General features: G+C 67.2%; 24 protein-coding genes. 4 read left to right on the forward strand and 20 right to left on the reverse strand.

Translation table 11 applies throughout. The annotated features are described in order from the left end of the window. Positions 1-151: 151 nt before the first annotated feature. Entirely contained in the window at positions 152-1,870 is a 1,719-nt protein-coding gene (locus ACWFRF_RS16445) for a sodium:solute symporter family protein (RefSeq protein ID WP_452450707.1), read from the forward strand. A gap of 12 nt (positions 1,871-1,882) precedes the next feature. After that, positions 1,883-2,131 carry a hypothetical protein gene (locus ACWFRF_RS16450; protein WP_378991363.1) on the forward strand — a complete coding sequence of 83 codons (249 nt, stop codon included), beginning with the start codon at positions 1,883-1,885 and terminating at the stop codon, positions 2,129-2,131. A 101-nt stretch (positions 2,132-2,232) separates the two neighbouring features. Here the strand turns inward: ACWFRF_RS16450 and ACWFRF_RS16455 are convergent, their stop codons facing one another. From ACWFRF_RS16455 to ACWFRF_RS16505, 11 genes are all read right to left on the reverse strand, one after another. After that, positions 2,233-3,816 (reverse strand): alkaline phosphatase D family protein, encoded by a 1,584-nt coding sequence (locus ACWFRF_RS16455; protein ID WP_452450710.1) that lies wholly within the window; start codon positions 3,814-3,816, stop codon positions 2,233-2,235. 70 nt (positions 3,817-3,886) lie between these two features. Beyond that, complete coding sequence (locus ACWFRF_RS16460; protein ID WP_378632903.1) at positions 3,887-4,219, reverse strand: hypothetical protein; 333 nt, start codon at positions 4,217-4,219, stop codon at positions 3,887-3,889. 65 nt (positions 4,220-4,284) lie between these two features. Beyond that, entirely contained in the window at positions 4,285-5,745 is a 1,461-nt protein-coding gene (locus tag ACWFRF_RS16465; protein ID WP_452450712.1) for a PepSY-associated TM helix domain-containing protein, read from the reverse strand. A gap of 295 nt (positions 5,746-6,040) precedes the next feature. Continuing rightward, entirely contained in the window at positions 6,041-6,601 is a 561-nt protein-coding gene (locus ACWFRF_RS16470) for a hypothetical protein (RefSeq protein WP_452450713.1), read from the reverse strand. A 66-nt stretch (positions 6,602-6,667) separates the two neighbouring features. Continuing rightward, complete coding sequence (locus ACWFRF_RS16475; RefSeq protein ID WP_378991368.1) at positions 6,668-8,326, reverse strand: acyl-CoA synthetase; 1,659 nt, start codon at positions 8,324-8,326, stop codon at positions 6,668-6,670. A 126-nt stretch (positions 8,327-8,452) separates the two neighbouring features. Beyond that, entirely contained in the window at positions 8,453-10,081 is a 1,629-nt protein-coding gene (locus tag ACWFRF_RS16480) for an acyl-CoA synthetase (protein WP_452450715.1), read from the reverse strand. Positions 10,082-10,182: 101 nt separating this feature from the next. Then, complete coding sequence (locus ACWFRF_RS16485; protein ID WP_101468527.1) at positions 10,183-10,677, reverse strand: ArsR/SmtB family transcription factor; 495 nt, start codon at positions 10,675-10,677, stop codon at positions 10,183-10,185. A 98-nt stretch (positions 10,678-10,775) separates the two neighbouring features. Then, a complete protein-coding gene (locus ACWFRF_RS16490) occupies positions 10,776-11,408 on the reverse strand; it encodes a hypothetical protein (RefSeq protein WP_387447104.1) in 633 nt (210 codons plus the stop codon). A gap of 165 nt (positions 11,409-11,573) precedes the next feature. Continuing rightward, positions 11,574-11,951, reverse strand: coding sequence for a PIN domain-containing protein (locus ACWFRF_RS16495; RefSeq protein ID WP_378632914.1), 378 nt, complete (start codon positions 11,949-11,951; stop codon positions 11,574-11,576). Beyond that, a complete protein-coding gene (locus tag ACWFRF_RS16500) occupies positions 11,948-12,250 on the reverse strand; it encodes a type II toxin-antitoxin system Phd/YefM family antitoxin (RefSeq protein WP_266292300.1) in 303 nt (100 codons plus the stop codon). The genes ACWFRF_RS16495 and ACWFRF_RS16500 overlap by 4 nt, the downstream gene beginning before the upstream one ends. 77 nt (positions 12,251-12,327) lie before the next feature. After that, positions 12,328-13,311, reverse strand: coding sequence for an AurF N-oxygenase family protein (locus ACWFRF_RS16505; RefSeq protein WP_378991371.1), 984 nt, complete (start codon positions 13,309-13,311; stop codon positions 12,328-12,330). A 223-nt stretch (positions 13,312-13,534) separates the two neighbouring features. On the opposite strand from ACWFRF_RS16505, the gene ACWFRF_RS16510 reads away from it, so the two are divergent. Then, complete coding sequence (locus tag ACWFRF_RS16510) at positions 13,535-14,497, forward strand: DUF5996 family protein (RefSeq protein WP_452450719.1); 963 nt, start codon at positions 13,535-13,537, stop codon at positions 14,495-14,497. A 22-nt stretch (positions 14,498-14,519) separates the two neighbouring features. Here ACWFRF_RS16510 and ACWFRF_RS16515 read toward each other — a convergent pair whose 3' ends face one another. From ACWFRF_RS16515 to ACWFRF_RS16530, 4 genes are all read right to left on the reverse strand, one after another. Continuing rightward, positions 14,520-15,533 (reverse strand): TIGR03617 family F420-dependent LLM class oxidoreductase, encoded by a 1,014-nt coding sequence (locus ACWFRF_RS16515; RefSeq protein ID WP_378991373.1) that lies wholly within the window; start codon positions 15,531-15,533, stop codon positions 14,520-14,522. A gap of 185 nt (positions 15,534-15,718) precedes the next feature. Beyond that, complete coding sequence (locus tag ACWFRF_RS16520) at positions 15,719-16,933, reverse strand: acyl-CoA dehydrogenase family protein (protein ID WP_378651825.1); 1,215 nt, start codon at positions 16,931-16,933, stop codon at positions 15,719-15,721. Positions 16,934-16,963: 30 nt separating this feature from the next. Further along, positions 16,964-18,361 carry an acyl-CoA dehydrogenase family protein gene (locus ACWFRF_RS16525; protein ID WP_378632930.1) on the reverse strand — a complete coding sequence of 466 codons (1,398 nt, stop codon included), beginning with the start codon at positions 18,359-18,361 and terminating at the stop codon, positions 16,964-16,966. Positions 18,362-18,645: 284 nt separating this feature from the next. Next, positions 18,646-19,407, reverse strand: a complete 762-nt coding sequence (locus tag ACWFRF_RS16530; protein WP_452450722.1) for an alpha/beta fold hydrolase — start codon at positions 19,405-19,407, stop codon at positions 18,646-18,648. A 60-nt stretch (positions 19,408-19,467) separates the two neighbouring features. Here ACWFRF_RS16530 and ACWFRF_RS16535 point away from each other — a divergent pair, with 60 nt between their 5' ends. Further along, positions 19,468-19,848: a MerR family transcriptional regulator gene (locus tag ACWFRF_RS16535; RefSeq protein WP_378991376.1), complete on the forward strand. Its 381-nt coding sequence runs from the start codon at positions 19,468-19,470 to the stop codon at positions 19,846-19,848. A gap of 70 nt (positions 19,849-19,918) precedes the next feature. Here the strand turns inward: ACWFRF_RS16535 and ftsX are convergent, their stop codons facing one another. From ftsX to prfB, 5 genes are all read right to left on the reverse strand, one after another. Next, a complete protein-coding gene (gene ftsX / locus ACWFRF_RS16540; RefSeq protein WP_378991377.1) occupies positions 19,919-20,821 on the reverse strand; it encodes a permease-like cell division protein FtsX in 903 nt (300 codons plus the stop codon). Then, positions 20,821-21,510 (reverse strand): cell division ATP-binding protein FtsE, encoded by a 690-nt coding sequence (ftsE, locus tag ACWFRF_RS16545; protein WP_378632943.1) that lies wholly within the window; start codon positions 21,508-21,510, stop codon positions 20,821-20,823. Before ftsE ends, ftsX begins: the two co-directional genes overlap by 1 nt. Before the next feature lie 54 nt (positions 21,511-21,564). Next, positions 21,565-21,720: a hypothetical protein gene (locus ACWFRF_RS16550; RefSeq protein ID WP_378632946.1), complete on the reverse strand. Its 156-nt coding sequence runs from the start codon at positions 21,718-21,720 to the stop codon at positions 21,565-21,567. Beyond that, on the reverse strand, positions 21,707-22,564 hold the full coding sequence (locus tag ACWFRF_RS16555; RefSeq protein WP_378991378.1) for a mechanosensitive ion channel family protein: 858 nt from the start codon (positions 22,562-22,564) through the stop codon (positions 21,707-21,709). The genes ACWFRF_RS16550 and ACWFRF_RS16555 overlap by 14 nt, the downstream gene beginning before the upstream one ends. Before the next feature lie 128 nt (positions 22,565-22,692). Then, entirely contained in the window at positions 22,693-23,811 is a 1,119-nt protein-coding gene (gene prfB, locus ACWFRF_RS16560; protein ID WP_056812604.1) for a peptide chain release factor 2, read from the reverse strand. Between the last annotated feature and the right edge of the window lie 26 nt (positions 23,812-23,837).

Genomic DNA, 23,837 nt, shown 5'->3' on the forward strand with positions numbered 1-23,837 from the left:
GTTGTCCATTTTGTTCTGTGCGATTTCGCTGTGCGGCGCAGGACGGGCGCGCACAGTGGGAAGCACCCGAAACAGTTCGACGGACGACGCGACCCGCGCCGTGTGAACGACGCTCGTGTGCCGTCCGGCTCCAGGTCAGGAGGGACACGCTGTGCCGCTTGCCTTTTCGCCCGCCACCCTAGAAGCCTCGTCGACACTGCGGCTCGACGCCGCCCCCGTCGACTACGCGCTGGTCGCCCTGTACTTCGTCTTCGTCCTCGGCATCGGCCTCATCGCCCGGCGCCGGGTGTCGTCGAGTATCGACTTCTTCCTGTCGGGGCGCTCGCTGCCCGCGTGGGTCACCGGTCTCGCGTTCATCTCCGCCAATCTCGGCGCGGTGGAGATCATGGGCATGTCGGCCAACGGTGCCCAATACGGCTTCCCCACCTTCAACTACTTCTGGATCGGCGCCGTGCCCGCGATGCTGTTCCTCGGCGTGGTGATGATGCCGTTCTACTACGGCTCCAAGGTGCGTTCGGTGCCGGAATTCATGCGCAGGCGCTTCGGTACCGGCGCGCACCTGGTGAACGCGTTGAGCTTCGCGGTGGCCCAGGTGCTGATCGCGGGGGTGAACCTCTATCTGCTCGGCACCATCGTGAATGTGCTGCTGGGCTGGCCGCTGTGGATCTCGGTGGTCGTGGCCGCGGTGATCGTGCTGTCCTACGTCACCCTCGGCGGGCTCTCGGCCGCGATCTACAACGAGGTGCTGCAGTTCTTCGTGATCGTGGCCGCACTGCTGCCGCTGACCCTGGTCGGCCTGCACCGTGTCGGCGGCTGGGACGGCTTGCAGGACAAGGTGTCCGGCTCACCGGGTGGCGCCGACCAGTTGCAGACCTGGCCGGGCAACGCGATGAGCGGTTTCACCGACAACTTCGGCTCGATCATGGGCATCGTGTTCGGTCTGGGATTCGTGCTCTCCTTCGGGTATTGGACAACCAACTTCGTAGAAGTGCAGCGTGCCTTGGCCACTCACTCGATCTCGGCCGCGCAGCGCACCCCCATCATCGGCGCCTATCCGAAGATGTTCATCCCGCTGATCGTGGTGATCCCCGGCATGATCAGCGCGGTCCTGGTGCCACAGATGATCGAGTACAAGCAGCAGGTCACCGCGAATCCCGATTTCGAGGGCGATGTCACCTACAACCAGGCGCTGTTGTTCTTGATGAAAGAGGTGCTGCCGAACGGCCTTCTCGGCGTCGGGATCGCGGGTCTGCTGGCGGCGTTCATGGCCGGAATGGCGGCCAATGTCTCGGCGTTCAACACCGTGTTCAGCTTCGATCTGTGGCAGCAGTACATCCGTAAGGGTCGTCCCGACGGGTACTACCTGAAGGTCGGCAGGTTGGCCACGGTCGGTGCGACGGTGGCGGCGATCTTCACCGCGTTCATCGCGGGCGGGTTCAGCAACATGATGGACTACCTGCAGACCCTGTTCAGTTTCTTCAACGCACCGCTGTTCGCGACGTTCATCCTCGGCATGCTGTGGAAGCGGATGTCGCCGACCGCGGGCTGGGTCGGCCTGGTCAGTGGCACGCTCGCCGCCGTGGTCGTGTTCCTGCTCAACGAGACCGGCGTGACGAACCTGTCCGGGCAGGGCGCCAGCTTCGTCGCCGCGGGCGCCGCGTTCGTGGTCGACATCGCCGTCAGCGTCGCGGTCACCCTGGTGACCAGGCCGAAGCCGGCCGCCGAACTGGTCGGCCTGGTGTATTCCGAGACACCGAAGGCGATGCGCACCGACGCCGATGCCGACTCGCTGCCCTGGTACCAGCGGCCGACCCTGCTCGCCGGGATCGCCCTCGTACTGGTGATCGCCCTCAACATCATCGTCGGATAAGGAGTCAGCACCATGCTTTTCGATATCCGCACCATTGTCGGTGCGCTGCTCGGCAGCTACGGCGTCGTCCTGGTGATCACCTCGCTGGTGCAGGACAGCGCGGCCCAGGAGGTCAAGACCGGCGGGATCGATGTGAATCTCTGGGCGGGGCTCGGCATGATCGGGTTCGCCGTCGTGTTCATCGGCTGGGCGCTGCTACGCCCGGTCCAGGTCCCCGAGGGTGCGGCGATGACGATGGAGGAATTCACCCCGGATCCGTGACGCGTACGCGCCCGGGTCGGTGTGCGGGCGCGGGTAGCGTCGAGGCTATGGCGACCACGATGCGCGCGTTGCTGACCGGTGCCGCCGAAGGAAAACTGTCCTCAGGCTGACCTGACCGCGCCGGGGATCCCGTCCTCGACAACGAAACTCGCCCGCGTGCTGATCGGGGCACCCGGACGGCTCACGTAGGGGACCACGCGGAAGTCGTTGCGCCACTGGCGATGATCGAGGTCGACGCGAACATAGCCGCGTTGCCGGTTGTAGAACTTCAGGTCCGGGTTGGCGGCCAGCAGCGTACGACCCGCGTCGGTGAGATCCGCGCCGTCGCTGCCGGTGCTGATCGATGTGCCGGTGAATTCTGTTGCCACAACCGGTGATTCGGGATCGGCGTAGTCGCGGCGTAGGTCGGCGACGTAGTTCTCGTGGCGGTCGCCGGTGATCACGACCAGGTTGTCGACCGCGTGATCGGTGGCTGCGGCCAGCACCGTATTGCGGTCCGCGACATAGCCGTCCCAGGCATCCGTGCCGAGCAGCAGGTCGGGGCCGGGGTCGTAGTCGGACTGGGCCATGGCGACCTGATTGCCGAGTACCTGCCAGCGGGCGGGCGAGGCGGCGAAGCCGTCGACGAGCCAGTCACGTTGGGCCGCACCGAGAATGGTGCGGTCGGTGGCGAAACGGTCGGCGCATCCGATGACCGCCGAGCCGTCACCGCACGCCTGCGGGGTGCGGTACTGCCTGGTGTCGATCATGGTGAATTCGGCGAGATCGCCGAACCGGTAGCGGCGGTGCAGGTGTATCGACGGGCCTGCGGGTAACTGCGCCAAGCGCATCGGCTGGTGCTCGTACATGGCCTGGAACGCAGCGGCCTTGCGGCGGCGGAACAGCGGCGCGAGGCGGTACACGTCGAAGCCGAGGCCGGGACTGTCACCGGCCCAGTTGTTGTCGAGCTCGTGATCGTCGAGGGTGACCAGCCAGGGAAACGCCGCGTGCGCGGCCTGGAGCGGCGCTTCGCCTTTGGCCTGGGCATAGCGCAGTCGGTAGCCCGCCAGATCCACTGCCTCGCCGGCGAGTTGCGGTGGCAGGTGCGCACCGCGGCGGGCCAGCACCCAGGAGGATTCGTAGATGTAGTCGCCGAGATGCACGACGAGGTCGAGATCTTCGGCGCTGAGGTGTTCGTAGGCGGTGTAGTACCCCGAACTCCACGACTGGCACGACGCGAAGGCGAACCGGAGCCGCGCCGTCGGGCTGTCGAGCGCGGGCGCGGTGCGGGTGCGCCCGACCGGCGATATCGCCGAACCGGCCCGGAACCGGTAGTAGTACCACCGATCCGGTGCCAGCCCGGCGACCTCGGGATGCACACTGTGCCCGAGCTCGCGGGTCGCCACCGCTGAGCCGGTGACCACGACTTTCGTGAATCGTTCGTCCTCGGCGACCTCGTAGTCGACGGTCACCGGGGCGACCGTCATCCCGCCGTACCCGTCGGGTGCGAGCGGATCGGGGGCGAGTCGCGTCCACAGCACCACTCCGTCCGGGGTCGGTTCGCCGGATGCGACCCCGAGCGAGAACGGTTCGCCGAGCCGCCGTGGCGCGGCGAACCGCGCACTGCTCACCGCGGATACCCCCACGACAGCGGCGATCGAACCGCCGATGCCGCCGTGCAGGAGTTGTCGGCGAGATAGCGTCATCCGCTGATCCTTTCACCGCGGATCCGAACCAGCCACCGATCGTGTCGGGTTCGGCGTCGCGATGCGGGTGTCAGAGCCGGAAGATCCGCGAGCCGACGGCCCACCCCGCGCTGGACCAGTTCGGACCGAAGCACGCCACGGTGCCCGCCTGGCCGACCGGCAGGTCCTGGCGGATCGTGTACGGCCCGACGGCGAAGGGCGCGATGTTGTAACCGATGCAGTCGACCTCGAGCCGGTAGGTGCCCTCGCCGCCGTAACACCCACCATTGAACGCCCACGGGCCGTTCATCGACCCCTGGCAGCCGGGATCAGCGGCGGCAGTCCCCGCGGCGACACCGGTCAAGGCGACCGCGATGGCCGGAGCGGCCAAGCACATCGCTACTGCGCGAGCTGAGGTTCTCATGGGCAAGCTCCGATCATCGAGGGTCATGGGTTACATGGGATGTTTCCTCGATAGTTAGCCATGCGTTACACCGTGTCCGCGCGAGCGGCCAGGCCCAATGCGACATCGATGAGCAGGAAAACGATCAAGCTCACGCCGATGAGCGGGAGGAACCAGCCGACGGTGACCGCCGCGCCGACCAGCGGAACGGTGATCCACGGCGACGTGCGGCGCAGCACCCCACGCCGTGGCGGGACGGGCAGAGCGGTCCTGCGGGTGGGTCGACGCTGCCACCACATGCGGTAACCGAGCACGATCACGGTGACGAGGCCGACCATGATCGCGAGCAGCAGCAGCTGGTTGACCAGGCCGAACAGCAGACCCATGTGGAAGGCGATGCCCCAGTTGGTGAGCTTGGCCATCAGCGGCCAGTCGGCGAACGCCAGCCGGTCGGTGACCGTGCCGGTCGCGCCGTCGACGGCGAGCGAGTCGACGGTGTAGGTGCCGGGCAGGCGCAGTTCCTTGATGCCGAACGCCTTCTCCGGTGTTGCCGGGATGGCGATTTCGGCGCCCTGGGTGATGCCCTCGGCACGAGCGACCTCGTAGACGCGATCGAGTTGCGCGATCCGCGCCGAGGGGTCGACCGGGGCCGGGCCGGTCTTCCCCCCGCTGTGGTGGTCGCCGCCCGAGGACTGGGCCGGACCGGCGGTGCCCGGCAGTTTCACACTCACCGCGGGGGTGGTCCAGCTGAGTTCTTCGCGCAGCGTCGTGACGTTCTCACCGGCATAGGTGGACCACGTCATGCCGGTGGCCGAGAGCAGCAGCACCACGGGCAGGATCCAGACGCCGATCGCACCGTGCCAGTTCATCTTTCGACGCCTGGTCTGGGACAGATCCGGCTTGAGCAGCCACTGCGCCGACCTGCGGTCGCGCCGCTTGCGCACCCGGTGCACCCACAGCACCAGCCCGAACAGCGCGATCACCCACAGCCACGACGCGGCCAGCTCGCTGTAGAGCCTGCCGGGCTCGCCCAGGTGCAGGCTGCGATGGAACTCGCTGAGCCAGGTGCGCAGTGGCAGCGCGCCACCACTTCCGTAGACCACGGACTCGCCGACCGGCTGGGCAGTGTGCGGGTCGACGAACACCGACAGCCGCTCGGAATCGCCGAGCGCCGGATCGTTGAACAGCACGCGCGTGGTGTCGCCCTCGTTCGGGGCGGGGGCGACCGCGACCAGAGCGAGGTCGGGGCGCGCCGCGACCGCCGCGCCGACCTGGGCGGACAGGGCCTGGTCGGGCCCGGTGGTGTCGACCTGCAGCAGATCGCGCGAGACGAACCCTTCGATCGTCGGCGCGATCGCGTACAGCGCGCCGGTGAGCGCGGCGATCAGGATGAACGGGGCGACGAAGAACCCCGCGTAGAAGTGCAGGCGCAGGGCCAGCGGAGACAGGCGTAAGCCCCGGCGTGCGCCGGAACGTGGACTGTCACCGGGGATCGGTGGTGCCGAGGGGGAGTTCTCCTCGGCCGGACGAGTGTCCGTGATGCTCATGCTGATTCATTTCTGGAGTACTGGAACCCGGTGCGCGCGGACAAGGCACGGCTCGGCACCCGCATCGACGACGGCGCGCGAAGGCCGTCGACCTGGTGCGGCGTGGAGCCTGCCGATCGTCAGGCGCGGTCTTCGTCTGAGCGGAGCCGGACGAACACGGCCGATCGGCGGCGTACGTCGAGCGCCACGCTCACGTCGAGAGAACGGGTGACGTCAGCGCCGGGAGGCGACAACGAGGCGCGTGTTCGACACGGGGACAGCGCACGACGAGCCCGTGCACCGGGTGAGGGAAAGGTCAGAAAGGAACAGCGAGCGGGGGAGCGCGGGTTCGCAGCGACGACGTGGCGAAGATTCGCAGGATGACGCGGTCGCGGTGGGCCAGGCGCAACGGCGCCGGGTCGGGGATGCGGGCAGTGCGGTAGCGCAGCGGCAGGATGCGCGCCAGCACAGCGCCGCCGACCCGGTAGGCGGCCTCGGCGCCGACGATGACGACGGCCGCGAGCAGCGCGGCGACGGTGTGGGCGGTGAGCATGCCGAGTCCGAGCGAATCGTCAGCCGAGTGCGAGTGCCCCGACCAGCTCATCGTGGTGTGGCCGACCAGCTGACCACCCAGCAGCACCGCCGCCAAACCCAGCGCACCGTGACGCAGTGGTCCGATCCCGGCGACCAGTGCGCCGACAACCGCCGAGGCCGCCGCCAGCAACACGATCGCGGTGCTGCCCGGCAGCGCCCCACCGGCGGCCAGCCCGTGCGCGGCCAACGACAGCGCGCCCGACATCGAGCCCGCGCAGGCGCCACGCAGCCGCGCGCCGACCGCACGCGACGGCGCGGACGCCTGCTCGAACCCGATGATCACGCGCTGATGATAGTCGACGGACGAGGCCCGCTCGGCGGCAATAGAGCGGGCTACGTCCAGCCGTTCTCAGTCCGACTCGACCGGCATCTCGATCAGCGGCTTGCGCAGCAGCTTGCCCGTCGCGTTGCGCGGCAGCTCGTCGACGAAGATCACCTCGCGCGGCACCTTGTAGCGGGCCAGGTTCTCGCGGACGTATTCCTTGATCTCCTTGGCGTCGCGCTTGGACTCCGGGCCGGGCACCACGATCGCGCGCAGCCGTTTGCCGTAGTCGTGGTCGTCGACGCCGACCACCGCGGCCTCGAACACATCGGCGCGGCCCGCGATGAGGTTCTCCACCTCCAGCGGGAAGACGTTCTCGCCGCCGGAGACGATCATGTCGTCGTCGCGGCCGTCGATGTAGAGCAGACCGTCGGCATCGAAATGGCCGACGTCACCGCTCGACATCATGCCGTCGACCATTTCCTTGGTCCGGCCGTCGGTGTAACCGGTGAACGCGAACCCGTTGTCCACGAAGATCGTTCCGGTGACATTCGGCGCGGTGATCGGCTTGCGGTTCTCGTCGAGCAGCACGATCCGGATGCCGACCGGTGCCTTGCCCGCCGTGGTCGGCGCCTTGCGCAGATCCTCCGGGGTGGCCACGGTCATCACCGCGCATTCGGTGGAGCCGTAGAGGTTGTAGAGCGAGTCGCCGAAGTAGTCGAGGGTGCGGGTCACCACGTCGGGGGCGATCGCCGAGCCCGCGGCGAAGATGACCTTCATCGTCGACGGGTCGTACTTCGCCAGCACCTGCTCGTCCAGATCGAGGATGCGCTGCAGCATCGTCGGCACCACGACCAGCGAATCCGCCTGGTACTTCACCACATTGGCGAGCGTCTGCTCCGGGTCGAACCGGCGCTGCTGGAAGATGACCCGGTTTCCCAGGGCGAGCCCGAGGGTGAACTGCGACAGGCCGGTGCCGTGGAAGATCGGCGCCGCCATGATCATGGTGCCGTTGTTGGGCAGCGGCACCCGATCCACGAACTGCGCCGACGCGAACGGGCTCACCTTGTCGCGCGGTGCGCCCTTGGGGGTGCCGGTGGTGCCGCTGGTCAGGATCACCATGCCGCCGGGCTTGCTCGGTGCGGTGATCGCGGCGGTCGAACGGTCCGCCGACAGCGAGGCCACGGTCGGGATCGACGGGTCGGCGCCGTGCGCTTCGTCGACCCAGGTGAGTACCCGCGGGATCTCGGTGGGGATGGCGCTCATCAGGTCGAGGAACTCGCTGTCGTGCAGCACCGCCTTGACCTTCTCGCGGGCGGCGACATCAGCGAACTGCGGCTTGGCGAACCCGGTGTTCATGAGCACCGCGCGCACACCGAGCTTGCCCGCCGCGAGCAGGCTCAACACCATGCCGCGATGGTCACGGGCCAGCACCGCGATCACGTCGCCCTCGCTGATCCCACTGGCGCGCAGGCCGCGGGCGAAGGCGTTGGACTGTGCGTCGAGTTCGCCGAAGGTGATCTCGCCCAGCTCGTCGACGATCGCGCCCGCCTGCGGCCTGCTCTGCGCGGCGTGCATGACGACGCCGGCGAACGGGCCGAACTTCGAGACATTGCGGAACGAACGGGCAGCGTGGTCGAGGCGCAGCGGATTGAACAGCTTGCGATCGACCATGACCTTGACGCCGAGCGCGAAGTCACCGGCACGTCGGGCGGTAGTACCTAGCGCGGGCAGAGACAGAGACATCGAACAGCCTTCCGGCAGACCGAGCCCACGCAGAACCGCAGGCCGGACCGCGTCTTCGAGATCCAGTGCTGTCGCTAACACTAGCAAGCGATCCGGCCGCGCTGTCTACTCCGTAGTAGCCAGGGCCTATCCCTGTGAGACCTCATAGTCGATGAGGGTGCGGCGCACGATCTTGCCGGTGGCGTTGCGGGGCAGTTCGTCGAGGAAGATCACCTCGCGCGGCACCTTGAACCTGGCCAGATTCGCCTTGACGTGCGCCTGGAGTTCGGCGGCGTCGAGGGTGTGGCCTTCTTCCAGGACGACGAAGGCGCGCAGGCGTTTTCCGAACTCCGGATCGTCGACGCCGATCACCGCCACGTCGAAGATCTCGGGCCGCTCGACCAGCAGGTTCTCGACTTCCTGCGGGTATACGTTCTCGCCACCGGAGACGATCATGTCGTCGTCGCGGCCGTCGACCATCAGCAGCCCGGTGTCGGTGAAATGGCCCATGTCGCCGCTGGACATGAAGCCGTCGATGATCTGCTTGTGCCTGCCGTCGGTGTAGCCCTCGAACGGCGCGCCACTGCGTACGAAGATCCGGCCACGCGCGCCCGGCGTCTTGACCTGCTGATCCTCGTCGTCGTAGAGGCGGACCTCGCAGGTGATCGGCGAACGGCCGACCGTGCCCGGCGCTTCCGCCAGCTCGGCCGGGTTCGCGATGGTCGCGATGGCGACCTCGGTCGACCCGTAGAGGTTGTAGAGCACCGGTCCGAAGGCCTCGGTGGCCTTGATGCACAGCTCCGGGGTGAGCGCGGAGCCGGCGAAGAGGATGACCTTCAGTGAGGACAGGTCGTATTTCGCGCGGACGTCGGCGGGCAGCTCGGTCATCCGGTGCAGCATCGTCGGCACGCACACCAGCATCTCGACCTTGTGCTCGGCGATCGCGGCGAGGGTGGCCTCGGCATCGAATCGGCGGCGCATGACGATCTTGTTCGACAGGATCGTGTTGACCAGCCAGGTGCCCAGGCCCGTGCTGTGGAAGATCGGCGACACGATCATCGCTGTACCGCGCTTCGGGAACGGTACGCGGTCGACGAACTGCGCGGTCGCCATCGGCGTGACCTTGGTGCGCGGTGCGCCCTTGGGCAGGCCGGTGGTGCCACTGGTGAGGATGATGAAGCCGCCCGGCTTGCTCGGCGCGGGCAGATCCTCGGTGGAGTTGTTCGCGACGAGGTCGTCGAATGTCGTGGCGCCCGCCGGGAGTTCGGTGCCTTGGTCGACCCAGGTGAGGTAGCGCGGTAGGTCGGCGGGCAGTGCGTCGAGCAGGCCGAGGAACTCGCTGTCGTGCAGCACCGCGCGCACGTTCTCGCGTTCGCAGACCTCCGCGAACTGTGGTTTGGCGAAGCCGGTGTTCATCAGCGCGATGCGCGCGCCCAGCTTGCCCGCCGCGATCATCGACATGATCAGGCCGCGGTGATCGCGGGCCAGCACGGCGATGACCGTGCCCTCGCCGATGCCCGCTTCGCGTAACCCGCGGGCGATGGCGGTGGACTGCTCATCGAGCTCGCGATATGTCAGCTCACCGCGCTCGTCCACGAGGGCTACCTGGTCGGGGGCGACGCGGGCCGAATGGCGCACGAGGGTGGCCTGCGGGCCGTAGATCTTGGATTCCTTCATCGTCCGCAGGGTCTCGAGCGGTGTTTTGGGATCGGAGACTCCGCGCGCGCGCAGTACACCGATCGCCTTCACGCTTTCGAGCAGATGTGACAGGTTCACTCGACTACCTCCGCAGCTTGGATCACTCGACGCTCACCGTAGCAGTCGATGTGCTGTGCATCACAGTAGTCTAACCGGGCATTTGGGACATCTCCACAAGATCAGCGCTGGGCCGCCGCCAGCACCGCGAGGAGCGGGACAAGCCTGCCTTCCGGCACCTCGAAACGGCCCAATCCCGCAGTCTGCAACCAGCCGACGGCGGCCAGCTGGCGCAAGTGCTGGTAGATCTCGGGTGAGGTGCCCAGTTCCGCGATGGCGGCGAGATCGGCGGCGGTTCTGCGCCCGTAGACGATTTCCTGAAGTAGTCGCAGCCGGACCGGATCGGCCAGCGCGGCAAGGCAATTGGCGGCTTCGATGGTCCAGACATCACCGACGATGGCATCGGTGGGGTACTGGGCCTGCCAATCGAAGCGCTCACCGGTGGGCAGTTGCAACGCGCCCGCCAGCAGCACCCCGCCGGTGCGTTTCCCGGCATCGGCGAATTCCTGCCGCAGGCGCGCCACCGCCCACGGCAGCTGCGCGTGCTCGGGCTGCGCGCTCTCCAGCGCGGCAACACGGCGTTCCAGTTCTTCGAGTCGGTCGACCAGATCCTCCACGCCGGTCAACCTACGCCACACCGAAGCTGTTGCGCTGCTTCATCGAAACGACAGCACACCCCGGATCCGGTGGACCCGGGGTGCGCAGTGGACGAACGTCAGCGCGTGACAGCACCGAACGAGGGCTGCTGGATGGTGCCGAGCTGGTAAGCGAACCCGTCCGGGTGCGCCTCGTCGACCGGCACCGGCCAGCGGTGCCACAGGTTGCCGTACACCGCCGCCACGACCAGCCCGGCGCCGGTGTTCAGCGCCGCGGTGCGGATGGTGGTGTCGACCGGCACGTCCTGGTGTTCGTTCAGGACCGCGGTGCCGCTCTGCCCGCTGGACAGATTCAGCCACATGACTTCGAGCTTGGCGTTGCCCTGGTTGGGCGAGATGGTGCCGGGCCCGCCGAAGAAGCCGAGGCGGAAGCCGTCGATATCGAGGGCGATGCCAGAGCCGTACACCCCGGACCCGCCGCCGTTCTGGCCGATATCGGAGGTCGCCGGGATCTGGAACGGCTGTGCAGGCAGCGCGACATCGACCGTGCCGTCGGCGGCGAGCTTGTCGAGGGCGGCGAGTGCGCCCGGATTGTTCGCCACCGACGTGCGCAGCTGCGAAACGGCCGCGGCCACATCGACAGTCTGTGTCGTCGGTTCCGCGACCGCGGGGCCCGCGAAGACGATGGCGACGGCGGCCGAGGTGGCGGCTACCGCGGTGGTGAAGCGACGCATGAAACTCAGATGATGCATAACCAGCTCTCCTCGAGTGTTCCTGGTACTGCTTTCCCTGGTAATTCGTCCGCTGTGCGGGTCGGTCGGGCTATCAGCCGCCGACCACCTGTGCACGGTACCGACAGCCGATGTGGGATCTGTCACTACCCCGGGGAAAGCCGAGTTCAGGACCTCGAAGGTCGGTTACGGCATGTTCGCGATCTCCACTTTGTAGCCGCGATAGAGCTCGGGTTTGGCGGTGAGGACCGGCATGTCCAGATTCTGCGCGGTGAACACCACGGGCGCGATCAGTGGCCAGTCGAGATGGTCGTCGACGATCGGCACCGTGGTGCCGATGCGGATCGCGGTCGGGGCGTCGAGTTCGGCCCAGCGCACGGCGACGCGATTGTCGAGCAGGCGCCCGAGTTCATCGATGTTGTCCACGGCGCGCATCGCGGCCATCAGACTCACGGTGGGCACCACCAGGATTCGGCGCTGCTGGGTGAACTGGCGCATGATCACCTGCCCGAACAGCGGTGACAGGGCCAGCGAGGTGAGCGCGGTGTGGTCGGCGACGCTCACTGGCGGCTGTCCAGCGCGCCCATCAGCTTGCTCAGTTTGGCTTCCGCCTCGGCGATGTCTTCCGCCGAATGCTGGGTGATCCTGGCGTCGAGCTTGCCCAGGATCTGCTCCCGCAGGTCATCGTTGAAGTACGCGGGGGGCAGTGCCCCGTGCCGCAACACCTCAGCGGGTACCACCGCGACCAATTCTTTCCCCTCCCGCGTCACGATCACGGGCCGTCCGCTCGCGGACACCCCGTCGAAAACACTACCCAGCTGACCACGTAACTCGGTCAGCGGCACACTGTCGTAATCGGCCATAGTCAACTGTACATCGCTGTGTACAGTTGACTATGGCCGAACGGTGTTCCGGTGGGACGTCGTGCTCACCTGATCGCTCAGGCGACCTTGCGGGCCGGTTCGCTGCGGTAGCGGGTCACCGGGCCGTCGATGCCGAGTAGGCGCCAGGTCAGCTTGGCGACCGGGTTCATCAGGCCGCTGTTGGTGGCGAGGGCACGCACATCGCCGAAGATATTGCGCATCGTGGTCTGCGATTCCTCGCTGCCCCAGTAGGCGTCGCGCATGACCTCCGCCGGAATGTCGAACTTCTCGACGAATTCCTTGGGCGGGGTCATGATCATGTCGAGCATCACCCGCATGGCGATCGGAAAGGCCACGGAGAGCACCGATTTCGTGATCGGGTTCATGCCGGGCACGTTGCGGCGCAGGTATTCGTGGGCGAAGGAGATGTGCCGGGCTTCCTCGGCCACGTGGATCTGCATCACCCGCTGCACCATCGGGTGCAGATCGACGCCGGCGCGCAGCAGCGACTTCTGCAGGTGATCGATCGGCTCCTCGCCGCCGAGGATCATCGTGAAGAACAGTTCGGGGAAGTACTTCACCGCGGGCCAGATGGCCATCGTCAGCTTGCGATCGATGGTGCCCATGCCGATCACATCGCGGTAGCCGATGCGGTTGATCATCTCCTGGAACATCATCGTGTGGTTGCACTCTTCGGCAGCCTCGTGGGTGATGTACCGGAATTCCGGGTCGCCGTTGGGGACCGACACCAGGTACTGCATCAGCCCGCGGATCAGCAGCTGCTCGAAATCCAGGCCCACCTTGGCGATGCCGGCCTGGCGCCACATGCCGATGGCGATCTGCTTCTCGATCGGCTGGGCCTTGTACCAGGGGTGACGGCCCAGCGGGTCCTCTTCGGGCATGATCCAGCGCGGGTCGTCGCTGTGCACGGCGAACTCGGGGGATTCCCAGTCGATGTCGACGTAGGGGTCGAAGTGCCGGTTGACCGAACCTTCGGACAGGTTGCGCAGGATCTCGTGGTACTCGGGATCGGTGGCGGTGTTCTTGATTGTCGACAGCATCAGCGGTGTCTCCTTCGGTGTGGCGCGACTCCTACGTTATATGAGACTCAGAGTCCCACACAACCCCTCTGATGGTCGGATTCGTCCTTGCGGCGCGATCTACCAGCGCCGACGTACGATGAAACGTCGCAGGACACGCCGAACGGTTGACCAATCAGCCAGCGCACCTGGCTGTGAACGGGCGGGGCCCACGGGGTCGCGCACCGAGAGAGCGAGGATCCCGATGGCACGTTCGACTCCCGCCAAGGCCGTATGGCCGGCCCTACGCGTCGACTCCTGGTCCGACACGCGCGACACCCTGCACATGTGGTCACAGATCATCGGCAAGCTGACAATGGCGGGCACTCCGCTGGTGAACCACTGGTGGAATATCACGTTCGCGGTCAGCGCGCGCGGGATGACGACCGGTGCGATTTCCGTCGACGGCCGCCTGCTCGACATCGAATTCGACTTCGTCGACCATGAACTCGTCCTGCGCAGCAGCGACGCCCGCCGCGCCACGATCGCCCTGCGACCGCGCACGGTCGCCGACTTCTACGCCGAACTCGGCCATGTGCTCGGCCGGCTGGACATCGTGGTCGATATCGAAGCCTCACCCAACGAGGTCGACCCGGCCATCCCCTTCGCCGAGGACACCACCCACCACTCCTATGACGCCGACGCCGTCCACCTGTTCTGGCAACAGCTCGTCCAGATCGAGCGAGTATTCCAGCTCTGGCGCGCCGGTTTCGCCGGGAAATCCAGTCCGGTGCAATTCTTCTGGGGCTCCTTCGACCTGGCCTGCACCCGCTTCTCCGGCCGCCCCGCGCCCCTGCACCCCGGCGGTGCCCCCAACTGCGCCGATTGGGTGATGGAGGAGGCATACTCCCGCGAATGCGCGAGCGCGGGCTTCTGGCCCGGTGGCGCCGAAGGCACCTTCTACGCCTATTCCTACCCGGCTCCGGACGGTTACTCCGCTCGTCCCGCGGGCCCCGACGGCGCCCAGTGGGACACCACCCTCGGCGAATTCGTCCTCCCGTACGCCGTGGTCCGCAATTCCCCCGACCCCGACGCCACCCTCCTGCACTTCCTCGACACCACCTACGCTTCCGCGGCCGACCTGGCCCACTGGGACCGACCGCTGCTCGACGTCGATCCCCACCGCCTCGACCGCCGACTCCACGTCGACGACACGACGGCGCTCTGACGCGTCGACATCCTGCGCGACATCACATCTCCCGCAACAGCTCTGTCAGCAGCGCGGGGTCGACCCGATAGGGCGTGTTGAACCCGAGCCGTTCGACGATTCCGTCGTAACGCTCGTGCAGTTGCGCCGCCGCGCGGGCGGGGTCGGTGGCTGTGATTGCGACGGCATCGAGGAAATCGTCGTCGACGAGGTCGGCCATCCGATCCCATTCCCCGTTCTTGGACATCGCTTTCAGGCGGGGTCCGAGTTCGGCCCGATCGTGCAACTGGAGAATCGGCCAGTAGGCCGGTGTCGATCCGTAGAACGCCAGCTGCTTTCGGACGGCCTGCCTGGCCGCGGCGAGCTCGCTCGCGGATCTGCCTGTCGCGACCATCGCCGAATGGTGGATCACGATGTCGTCCACGGGTTTCCGTGCGCGCGCCGCGCCGTGCGCCAGGGCGGGCAGGGTCACCTCGCGCAGAAATCTCGGCGTGCAGAACGGGTGCGACATGAATCCGTCGGCGACCTCGCCCGCCACCGCGGTCATACCCGGGCCCACCCCCGCGAGATAGATCGGCGGCGGTCCGAACCCGGCCACCTCGTCGGCCGCGGGGCGAAACAGTGGTGGCATCAGGGTGTGCTGATAGAACTCGCCCTGGTAATCGAGCCGCCCGCCCTGCTCCCAGCTCGCCCAGATGGCACGCACCGCCAGCACCATGTCGCGCATCCGGTCGGCCGGTCGGCTCCACGGCATCGAGTAGCGCCGGGTGATGTGCGCGCGGATCTGGCTCCCGAGACCGAGTACGAACCGGCCACGGGAGAAAGCTTGGAGATCCCAGGCGATGGTGGCGAGCAACAGCGGATTGCGGGCGAACGCCACCGCGATCGAGGTACCGAGCTCGACCCGCTCGGTGTGTTCGGCGGCGAGCAACAGCGGCAGAAACGGGTCGTGCGCGCCTTCGAACGTCCAGATGCCCGCGTACCCCGCGGCCTCCGCGGCGGCGGCATCCTTGCCCATCGTGGCGAGCCCGCCGGTCAGCGTGGTGTCGATCTTCAAGACGCGCGTCCCATCACCGTCGTGTGCAGTCCAGCGATGTTCGTGACAGCGCGGAACAATTCGACCATCACCGTAACGCCGCGCAGAACCCATCCGGGCCGATCCGGCAAACGCCGGCCTTCTCCGGGAAACGAAAATCCGGTGCGAGTCGGAACGACTCGCACCGGATTTCGTTGTCTACCAGCTCACTTCAGCTCGGAACTGGTCTTTCCGAGCACGCGGCGAGCCACGATCAGCTGCTGGATCTGCTGGGTGCCTTCGAAGATGTCCAAGATCTTCGAGTCGCGGGCCCACTTCTCGAGCAGAGTGCGCTGGGAGTAGCCGATGGTGCCGGCCAGCTCCACTGCCTTGAGGGTGACGTCGGTGCCGGTGCGGCCCGCCTTGGCCTTGGACATCGAGGCCTCGAGGGAGTTCGGCTTCTTGTTGTCGGCCATCCAGGCGGCGCGCAGGGAGAGCAGGTAGGCCGATTCGTAGTCGGCTTCCATGCGCAGGAACTCGGCGGCTGCCGCGGACTGGTTCATCGCGGGGGTGTCGTAGGAGATCTCGACACCCGCCTCGGTGAGGACGGTACGCAGTTCCTCGAGCGCGGCGCGGGTGACGCCCACGGCCATCGCCGCCACGAGGGGGCGGGTGTTGTCGAAGGTCTGCATGACCCCGGCAAAGCCCTTCTCCACGTTGACTTCCGGCGAACCGAGGATGTTGTCGGCGGGGATGCGGCAGTCCTGCAGCAGCAGCACCGCGGTGTCGGAGGCCTTGATGCCGAGCTTGTGCTCGAGCCGCGCCACCGACAGACCCGGAGCGTCGCGCGGGACGACGAAGGACTTGATCGCGGCGCGACCCAGGCTCTTGTCGACCGAGGCCCACACCACGATGTGGGTGGCGCGCTCACCGCAGGTGACGAAGATCTTCTCGCCGTTGAGGACCCACTCGTCACCGTCGAGGGTGGCGGTGGTGGTGACGGCGGCGGAGTCGGAACCGAAGGACGGCTCGGTGATCGCCATCGCGGCCCACACCTTGCCGAAACGCGAGAGCTGCTCGTCGGTCGCGACGGCGGCGATCGCGGCGTTGCCCAGTCCCTGGTAGGGGATGGTGAGCATCAGGCCGACATCGCCCCACGAGGTCTCGAGGGCGTTGAGCAGCGCGGACATGTTGCCGCCGTTGGCATTCGCGGTCAGGTCCGCGGCGGCCTCGTCGTTACGGCCGCCCGCGGCGCCACCGATCTTCTGGGTGCCGGAATCGGCGAGCCCTTCGATCATGGCGGCCATCGTGTCGAGCTCGACCGGGTACTCGTGCTCGGCGAGGTCGTACTTGCGGGAAATGGGACGGAAGATCTGCGAGGCGACCTGGTGGGCCTGGTTGGCGCTCGCCTTCAGCTTCTTGGGGAGTTCGAGATTGATCATGAGGGGGCTCCTGGAAGGTGAGAAACGGGCCTAGACCAGCACGATGCCTTCGGCGACACCGACGGAACGAAGGTCGCGGTACCACCGCTCGACCGGGTGTTCCTTGGTGAAGCCGTGGCCGCCGAGCAGCTGCACGCCGTCCAGGCCGATCTGCATGCCCTTGTCGGTGGCCAGCTTGCGCGCCAGCGCCGCCTCACGGGCGAACGACAGACCCTGCTCGGCGCGCGAAGCACCACGCAGGGTGACCAGGCGCAGGCCGTCGAGCTCGATCGCCATGTTGGCGACCATGAAGGCCACCGCCTGACGGTGCGAGATCGGCTCGCCGAACGCCTCACGCTCGTTCACGTACGGGATCACGTAGTCGAGCACGGCCTGGCCGGTGCCGATGGCCAGCGAGGCCCAACCCAGGCGGGCGAGCTGCACCGCGTCGCCGTACTCGGCGGCACGGGTCTTGGCGTCGCTGTCGCCGAGGACGGCGTCGGCGCCGACGGCCACGTTGTCCAGGATCAGCCGGCCCAGGCCCGCGGCGCGCAGACCCATGCTCGGGTCGGCTTCCACCGACAGCCCGGCGGTGTCGGATTCGACGATGAACAGCGCGGGGCGCCCGTCGAGCTCGGCGGCCACGACGAACAGTTCCGCGTCGGCCGCGGCCGGGACCAGGCTCTTCACACCGTTGAGCTTGTAGCCGCTGGGGGAGCGGACGGCCTTGGTCTGCAGCGCGAACGGGTCGAACAGGGCGCGCGGCTCGTTGATCACCACGGACGCCTGCGGCACACTCTCGCCGGTGAAGGCGGGCAGGTAGGTCTGCTGCTGGGCGTCGGTGCCCCACTGCGACAGCGCGACGGTGACACCGCTCGGCGCCAGGATCGGCAGCGCCAGGCCCATGTCGCCGTGCGCCAGCGCCTCGGCGACCAGGGAGTTGGTGACGGCGCCGCGCTCGGAGGCCGCGCCTTCCAGCTCCTCGGGCACGTTGATCAGGGTGATGCCGAGTTCGGCGGCGCGCTCGAGCAGGTCGCGCGGGGCCTTGGCGGCATTGTCGGCGTCGTAGGCCGCGGGACGCAGGATCTCGCCCGCGAAATCACGCACCGTCTCGACGATCATCTGCTGTTCGTCGGACGGGGTGAGATCGAAGTAGTCCTTGGTCTTGGACTCGTTGTCGACCAGACGCTTGGGCTCACCGCCGCCCGCGACCTTGGCGAACGTACGAGTGGCCGCGCCCAGGGTGCGGAACCCGGTCTTGGTGCCCTCGTAGGTGACGCGCTCGATCGGCTTGCGCAGGTTGTACTTGCCCGCGAGCTCCGACCCGGTAATGGTCGTCAAAGCGCGCATCGCGGCGCCCATCCAGTCCCGTTTGGGCTGGCTGAGGCCGACCGCGGACGTGTCGTTCGGACGTCGCTTCGTCGCGCTGTCTCGAGTGCTCATCATCACCTGATTTCCTCGGCTGTCGGGGTGCCTTCGACCCCACCATCTTACTCTTCGGTAAGTCTATCTTACTCCAGAGTAAGATGTGTGCCGACCCAAAGTGGGATTGCCGACCTTCGCCACGCTGGTCGGCGACTGGACTGGTCTTACCCCGATCAGCCGCCGTTGTCGCCGTTTCTGGCCAGACTCATGGCTGCGGTCGATCCCGATTCGTTATGTGTCATGAGATTGCCCGCCATCGCCGCGGCGACGTTTCGTCGTGGTGCGCCCGGGGTGATGGCCGGGGAGTGCTACAGCCCGTGGCGGTCGAGGAATTCGGTCAGCAGTTTGCGCCACTCGTCGGGGCGCTCGACCATCACCACGTGGCCTGCCTCGATCTCGGTGTAGTCGGCGCCGGGAATCGCCGCGGCCAGCGCCCGCGAGTTCGCGGGATCGACCAGCAGGTCGGCGGTGGTGGCCACGACCAGGGTGGGCACCGCGACGGCGGCCAGGTCGGGGGTGGTGTCGACCGACTCGACCAGCGCCGCCTGTTGCCGGGTGCCGCCGGGAATCGAGGCGGCCGTCTGGCGAACGATGTCATCGATCGCGGCCACGGGCAGCGTGTTGACGAACCCGGTGGAGAAACCGGTGAGCACGACGAGACGGGCGAAGGATTCGTGGTCGCCTCGATCCAGGAGGTCCTGCCAGAACCGCACGATGAGCTGGGCGCGATTGTCGGGGGCGGCCAGGCCGGCCGTCAACAGGAGGCCGGTGACGCGGTCGGGGTGGCGGACGGCGGCGCGCACGGCCACCGCGGTGCCGAGGGAGAATCCGATAATGGTGAAGGTCTCGACGCCCGCGTCGACGGCGGCCGACACCAGGGCGTCGGCGAGGTCGTCGAGGTCGAGCGGGGTGTCGTCGCCCGGGTAGTCCGAGGCGACCACGGTGTGACCGTCGGCGAGCGCCGGAATCACGGTGCCGAAGTTGCTCTCGATCCCGCCGCCCGCGCCGTGCGCGAGGACGATGCCGGGGCCGGAGCCATGGACGGTGGTGTGCAGGGGAATCGTGGTCATGGCGGCGACGTTAGGGATTGACATGGGTGTGAAGGTCAAGCCGACGGTGCCGGTGGTCACATGCTGATCGGGGAATTGGCACGACGCACCGGGGTCGCCACCCGGCTGCTGCGCTACTACGAGGAACAGGGTCTGCTGCATCCGCACCGCGACAGCAACGGTTACCGCAGTTATCCCGCATCGGCGGCAGCGACGGTCGCCCGGATCAGGGAACTGCTGGCCGCAGGACTGAACACCGATGACATCGCCCTGCTGATGCCGTGCGCCGAGGACGCGGGACCGGTCCAAGCCTGCGAGATGTCGGTGCGAATCATGGCCGACAGAACCGCCGAACTGGACCGGCGCATCGCAGACCTCGACCGCCAGCGATCCCAACTCGCCGCTCAACTCGGCGCCAGCCTCGCCCACGCCGGGCAGCGGCCGTCGACGGGCCTGAAGTAACCAGCACGCTCGGCGTCGGCTGCCGTCGACGCGGCGGGACCGATCGAGCCGGCCCCGCCGCGCACAAACCTTATTCGCGCACGTAGTAGCGCAGGGTCAGGTAGGCGGTGACGGCGGCGAAGACGATGCCGACAGGCGCGATCGTCAGGGCAACCACCGCGATGTCGTCGCCGGTGATGCGCGGGAAGACATTGCTGTCGAACAGCGGCCCCAGCGCCCGGTCGATCACCAGCGGCCGGGCGATCACCAGGCCGAGGATCGCGAGTACCGAGCCGACGAAGGCGGCCGCGACCGCTTCGAGCAGGAACGGTAGCTGGGTGTACCAGCGGGTCGCGCCCACCAGGCGCATGATGCCGACTTCCGTGCGCCGCGTGAACGCGGCGATCTGCACCATGTTCAGCACCAGCAGCATCGCGGCCAGCGCCATCACCAGCGCCAAACCGAACGCGGCATTGCGTAGTCCGTCGAACAGGCTGGTCAGCCGGTCGACGAACTCCTTGTCGTTGGCCACGATCCGCACACCCGGCCGCGTCGCGAAGCCGTCGTAGATGTGCTGATACTGGTCGGCGTCGGTCATCTTCACCCGCAACGAGGCAGGCAGCGGCGAGTCGGAGATGTACTGCACCATTTCCGGCTGATCCGCGAACAGCTTCTTCGCCTCCTCCAGCGCGTCGGCGCGGTTGAGGAACTGCACGCTCTCCACACCCGAGGTCTGCTTGAGGTCGGCCAGCAGCGACTTGCACGGGTCGGCGGCGCAGTCGGGATCGGTGTCGGAGACCGCGTCGTCGAGATAGAAGCGCACCTCGAGGCGGCCGATGAAGAAGTTCTCGGTCTTGTCGGCCATCCGCACCGACAGCATGCCGCCGCCGAGCATCATCAGTGACACGGCCGTGGTCAGGATCATCGCGATGGTCATCGTGAGATTGCGGCGCAGGCCGTCGACGACCTCGGTGAACAGGAAACTCAGTCGCATTATCGACCCACCCCGTAGACGCCGGTCGCTTCGTCGCGCACGAGTCTGCCGTGGTCGAGTTCCACCACCCGCCTTCGCATGGCGTCGACGATGTGATTGTCGTGGGTGGCCATCAGCACCGTGGTGCCGACGCGATTGATCCGTTCCAGCAGCGCCATGATGTCGGCGCTGGTGTCGGGGTCGAGGTTGCCGGTCGGCTCGTCGGCGAGCAGGACCAGCGGCCGGTTGACGAACGCGCGCGCGATCGCGACCCGCTGCTGCTCACCACCGGACAGCTCCGACGGCAACCGCTGCCCCTTACCGCCGAGCCCGACCATGTCGAGCACCTCGGGCACCGTTCGGTCGATGAACTGGCGCCGCTTGCCGATCACCTCCAGCGCGAACGCGACGTTCTGTTCCACGGTCTTCTGCTGCAACAGCCGGAAGTCCTGGAACACGCAGCCGATCCGCTGCCGCAACTTGGGCACCTTCCGGCCGGGCAAGCGGTCGACGCGGAAATCCGCGACCCGGATCTCGCCCGATGTCGGCGCCTCTTCCTTGAGCAGGAGTCGCATGAAGGTCGACTTGCCCGAACCGGACGGGCCGATGATGAAGACGAACTCGCCTTTTTCCACATCGACGGAAACGTTGTCCAGCGCCGGTCGCGTCGAGGTCTCGTACGACTTGGTCACGTTGCGCATGGTGATCACGGGGAGCCAGTGTAACCAGCGAACCAAGCGTCTCAGCGGGACGCGGCGCGTCGATCAGGGTTGGGGGTCGGCATTCACCCAGGTCGGTACGGCGTTGAGGAACGTCGTCGGGCCCTCGGCGGCGGTATCGGTGGGTTTGACGAACAGGTACACGACAAACGTCGACAGCCACGCCGCCATCAGGATCGCTGTGGACTTACGTGGTTTCACTGATTCCCTCCTTACGCAGGGCCGCGGCGACGCGTACGCGCAGTTCGCGACCCACTTCGAATTGTTTGCCTGGCAATGTGCGGGCAACCATCCGGATGTTCATCACGTCGAGCGAGAGATCTTCGACACCCATCACCGACGGCTCGTCGAGCAGCAGCGGTTTGAGGCGGCGATCCTCGTAGGCCTTGGTGCACACCGCGTGCAAAATCTCGTTGATCTTGGTGATATCGGCCTGCGCGGAGACCGGGACGTCGATCGCGGCGCGCGCCCAATCCTTGGACAGATTGGTGACTTTCACGATCTGCCCGTTGGGGACGATGATCACCTCGCCGTCGGAGTTGCGCAGCGTGGTGATACGCAGCGTCACGTCCTCGACGGTGCCCTCGGCCGGGTCGGCGGAGCCGGTGACCGAGATCTGCACCACGTCACCGAAGCCGTATTGGCGCTCGGTGATCAGGAAGAACCCGGCCAGAATGTCCTGGACGATGCGCTGCGCGCCGAAACCGAGCGCGGCACCGAGCACCGCCGCGGGCGCGACCAGTCCCGTCACCGCGAAGCCCAGCCGACGCAACACCTCCATGCCGACCAGCACGTACACGATGGTCAGCACCACCCACGTGACCACCTGCGCCAGCGCGTGACGGTGCTTGGCCGCCTCGGTGCGGACCAGGGCGTCGCTGGTCTGGAAACCCGAGTCGATCTTGGTGGTCACCCGGTCGCGCAGGAACGCGGCGAACCGGCCGAACAGCATCGCGCCGACGATCAGCAGGACGATTTCCAGCCCACTGGAACGCATCCAGTCGCTGATCTCGGGTCCGCTGTTGGCCGCGAGGACGTCGGTCATCGCGTCTCCTTCATGGACCTGCACAGGCACAGTTTCGGTTCGGTCGAACGCACACCAGAAAGGTTACAGGTCGGTCACGGCGTGCGGTCAAACGTGCTGAAGCGCACGGTTTGTGAGCGAACAGCTGGCTACGCGTCGTCCTGATCGCGCATACGCCAACGGATTCCGGACTCGATGAAACCGTCGATGTCGCCGTCGAGGACCGCGGTCGGATTGTTGACTTCGTGGTTGGTGCGCAGGTCCTTGACCATCTGGTACGGGTGCAGCACATAGGAACGCATCTGGTTGCCCCACGACGCGCCCTCGTTGGTCTTGAGCGCGTCCATCGTGGCGCGCTCCTCCTGGCGCTTGCGCTCGAGCAGCTTGGCCTGCAGCACGCGCATGGCCGAGATCTTGTTCTGCAGCTGCGACTTCTCGTTCTGGCAGGTCACGACGATGCCGGTGGGAATGTGGGTCAGGCGCACCGCGGAGTCGGTGGTGTTGACCGACTGGCCGCCGGGGCCCGACGAGCGGTACACGTCGACCCGGATCTCGCCCTCGGGAATCTCGATGTGGTCGGTCGTCTCCACCACGGGCAGGACCTCGACCTCGGCGAAGGAGGTCTGGCGTCGGCCCTGGTTGTCGAACGGGCTGATCCGGACCAGGCGATGCGTGCCCATCTCCACCGACAGCGTGCCGTAGGCGTAGGGCGCCTTCACCGCGAAGGTGGCGCTCTTGAGGCCAGCCTCTTCGGCGTAGGAGGTGTCGTAGACCTCGACGGGGAACTTGTGCCGCTCGGCCCAGCGGATGTACATGCGCATCAGCATCATCGCCCAGTCGGCGGCGTCGACGCCGCCGGCGCCGGAACGGATGTTGACCAGCGCGTCACGCTTGTCGTACTCGCCCGAGAGCAGGGTGCGCACTTCCATCGCCTCGACGTCCACGCGCAGTGCGGCGCGCTCGGCATCGGCGTCGGCGGTGGCTTCGGCGGCGGCCGCGTCTTCTTCGGCCTCGGCCAGTTCGTAGAGCACCGGCAGGTCCTCGAGCCGCTGGCGCAGATCCTCGACCCGGCGCAATTCGCTCTGCGCGTGCGAGAGCTCACTGGTCACCTGCTGGGCGTGCTCCTGGTTGTTCCACAGCTCGGGATCGGCGGCCTGGTGCTCGAGTTCATCGATGCGGCGGCGTAGTTCCTCGACATCGAGGACCGACTCGACCGTCTTGAGCGTGGTGTCGAGTTCTGCGAGGTCGGCGATAACGTCAGGATGCACGATGTCCTAGGCTACCGGTCCCGTCC

It is taken from the genome of Nocardia sp. NPDC055165, assembly GCF_053606985.1.

Bases quoted from the DNA above. Each gene is read 5' to 3' on its own strand.
- ACWFRF_RS16490 (WP_387447104.1), bottom strand. From the start codon at position 11,408: ATGCATCATCTGAGTTTCATGCGTCGCTTCACCACCGCGGTAGCCGCC.
- ACWFRF_RS16465 (WP_452450712.1), bottom strand. From the start codon at position 5,745: ATGAGCATCACGGACACTCGTCCGGCCGAGGAGAACTCCCCCTCGGCA.
- ACWFRF_RS16520 (WP_378651825.1), bottom strand. From the start codon at position 16,933: ATGATCAATCTCGAACTCCCCAAGAAGCTGAAGGCGAGCGCCAACCAG.
- ACWFRF_RS16460 (WP_378632903.1), bottom strand. From the start codon at position 4,219: ATGAGAACCTCAGCTCGCGCAGTAGCGATGTGCTTGGCCGCTCCGGCC.
- ACWFRF_RS16530 (WP_452450722.1), bottom strand. From the start codon at position 19,407: ATGACCACGATTCCCCTGCACACCACCGTCCATGGCTCCGGCCCCGGC.
- ACWFRF_RS16455 (WP_452450710.1), bottom strand. From the start codon at position 3,816: ATGACGCTATCTCGCCGACAACTCCTGCACGGCGGCATCGGCGGTTCG.
- ACWFRF_RS16505 (WP_378991371.1), bottom strand. From the start codon at position 13,311: ATGCTGTCGACAATCAAGAACACCGCCACCGATCCCGAGTACCACGAG.
- ACWFRF_RS16535 (WP_378991376.1), top strand. From the start codon at position 19,468: ATGCTGATCGGGGAATTGGCACGACGCACCGGGGTCGCCACCCGGCTG.
- ACWFRF_RS16555 (WP_378991378.1), bottom strand. From the start codon at position 22,564: ATGACCGACGTCCTCGCGGCCAACAGCGGACCCGAGATCAGCGACTGG.
- ACWFRF_RS16475 (WP_378991368.1), bottom strand. From the start codon at position 8,326: ATGTCTCTGTCTCTGCCCGCGCTAGGTACTACCGCCCGACGTGCCGGT.
- ACWFRF_RS16500 (WP_266292300.1), bottom strand. From the start codon at position 12,250: ATGGCCGATTACGACAGTGTGCCGCTGACCGAGTTACGTGGTCAGCTG.
- ftsX (WP_378991377.1), bottom strand. From the start codon at position 20,821: ATGCGACTGAGTTTCCTGTTCACCGAGGTCGTCGACGGCCTGCGCCGC.
- ACWFRF_RS16450 (WP_378991363.1), top strand. From the start codon at position 1,883: ATGCTTTTCGATATCCGCACCATTGTCGGTGCGCTGCTCGGCAGCTAC.
- ACWFRF_RS16510 (WP_452450719.1), top strand. From the start codon at position 13,535: ATGGCACGTTCGACTCCCGCCAAGGCCGTATGGCCGGCCCTACGCGTC.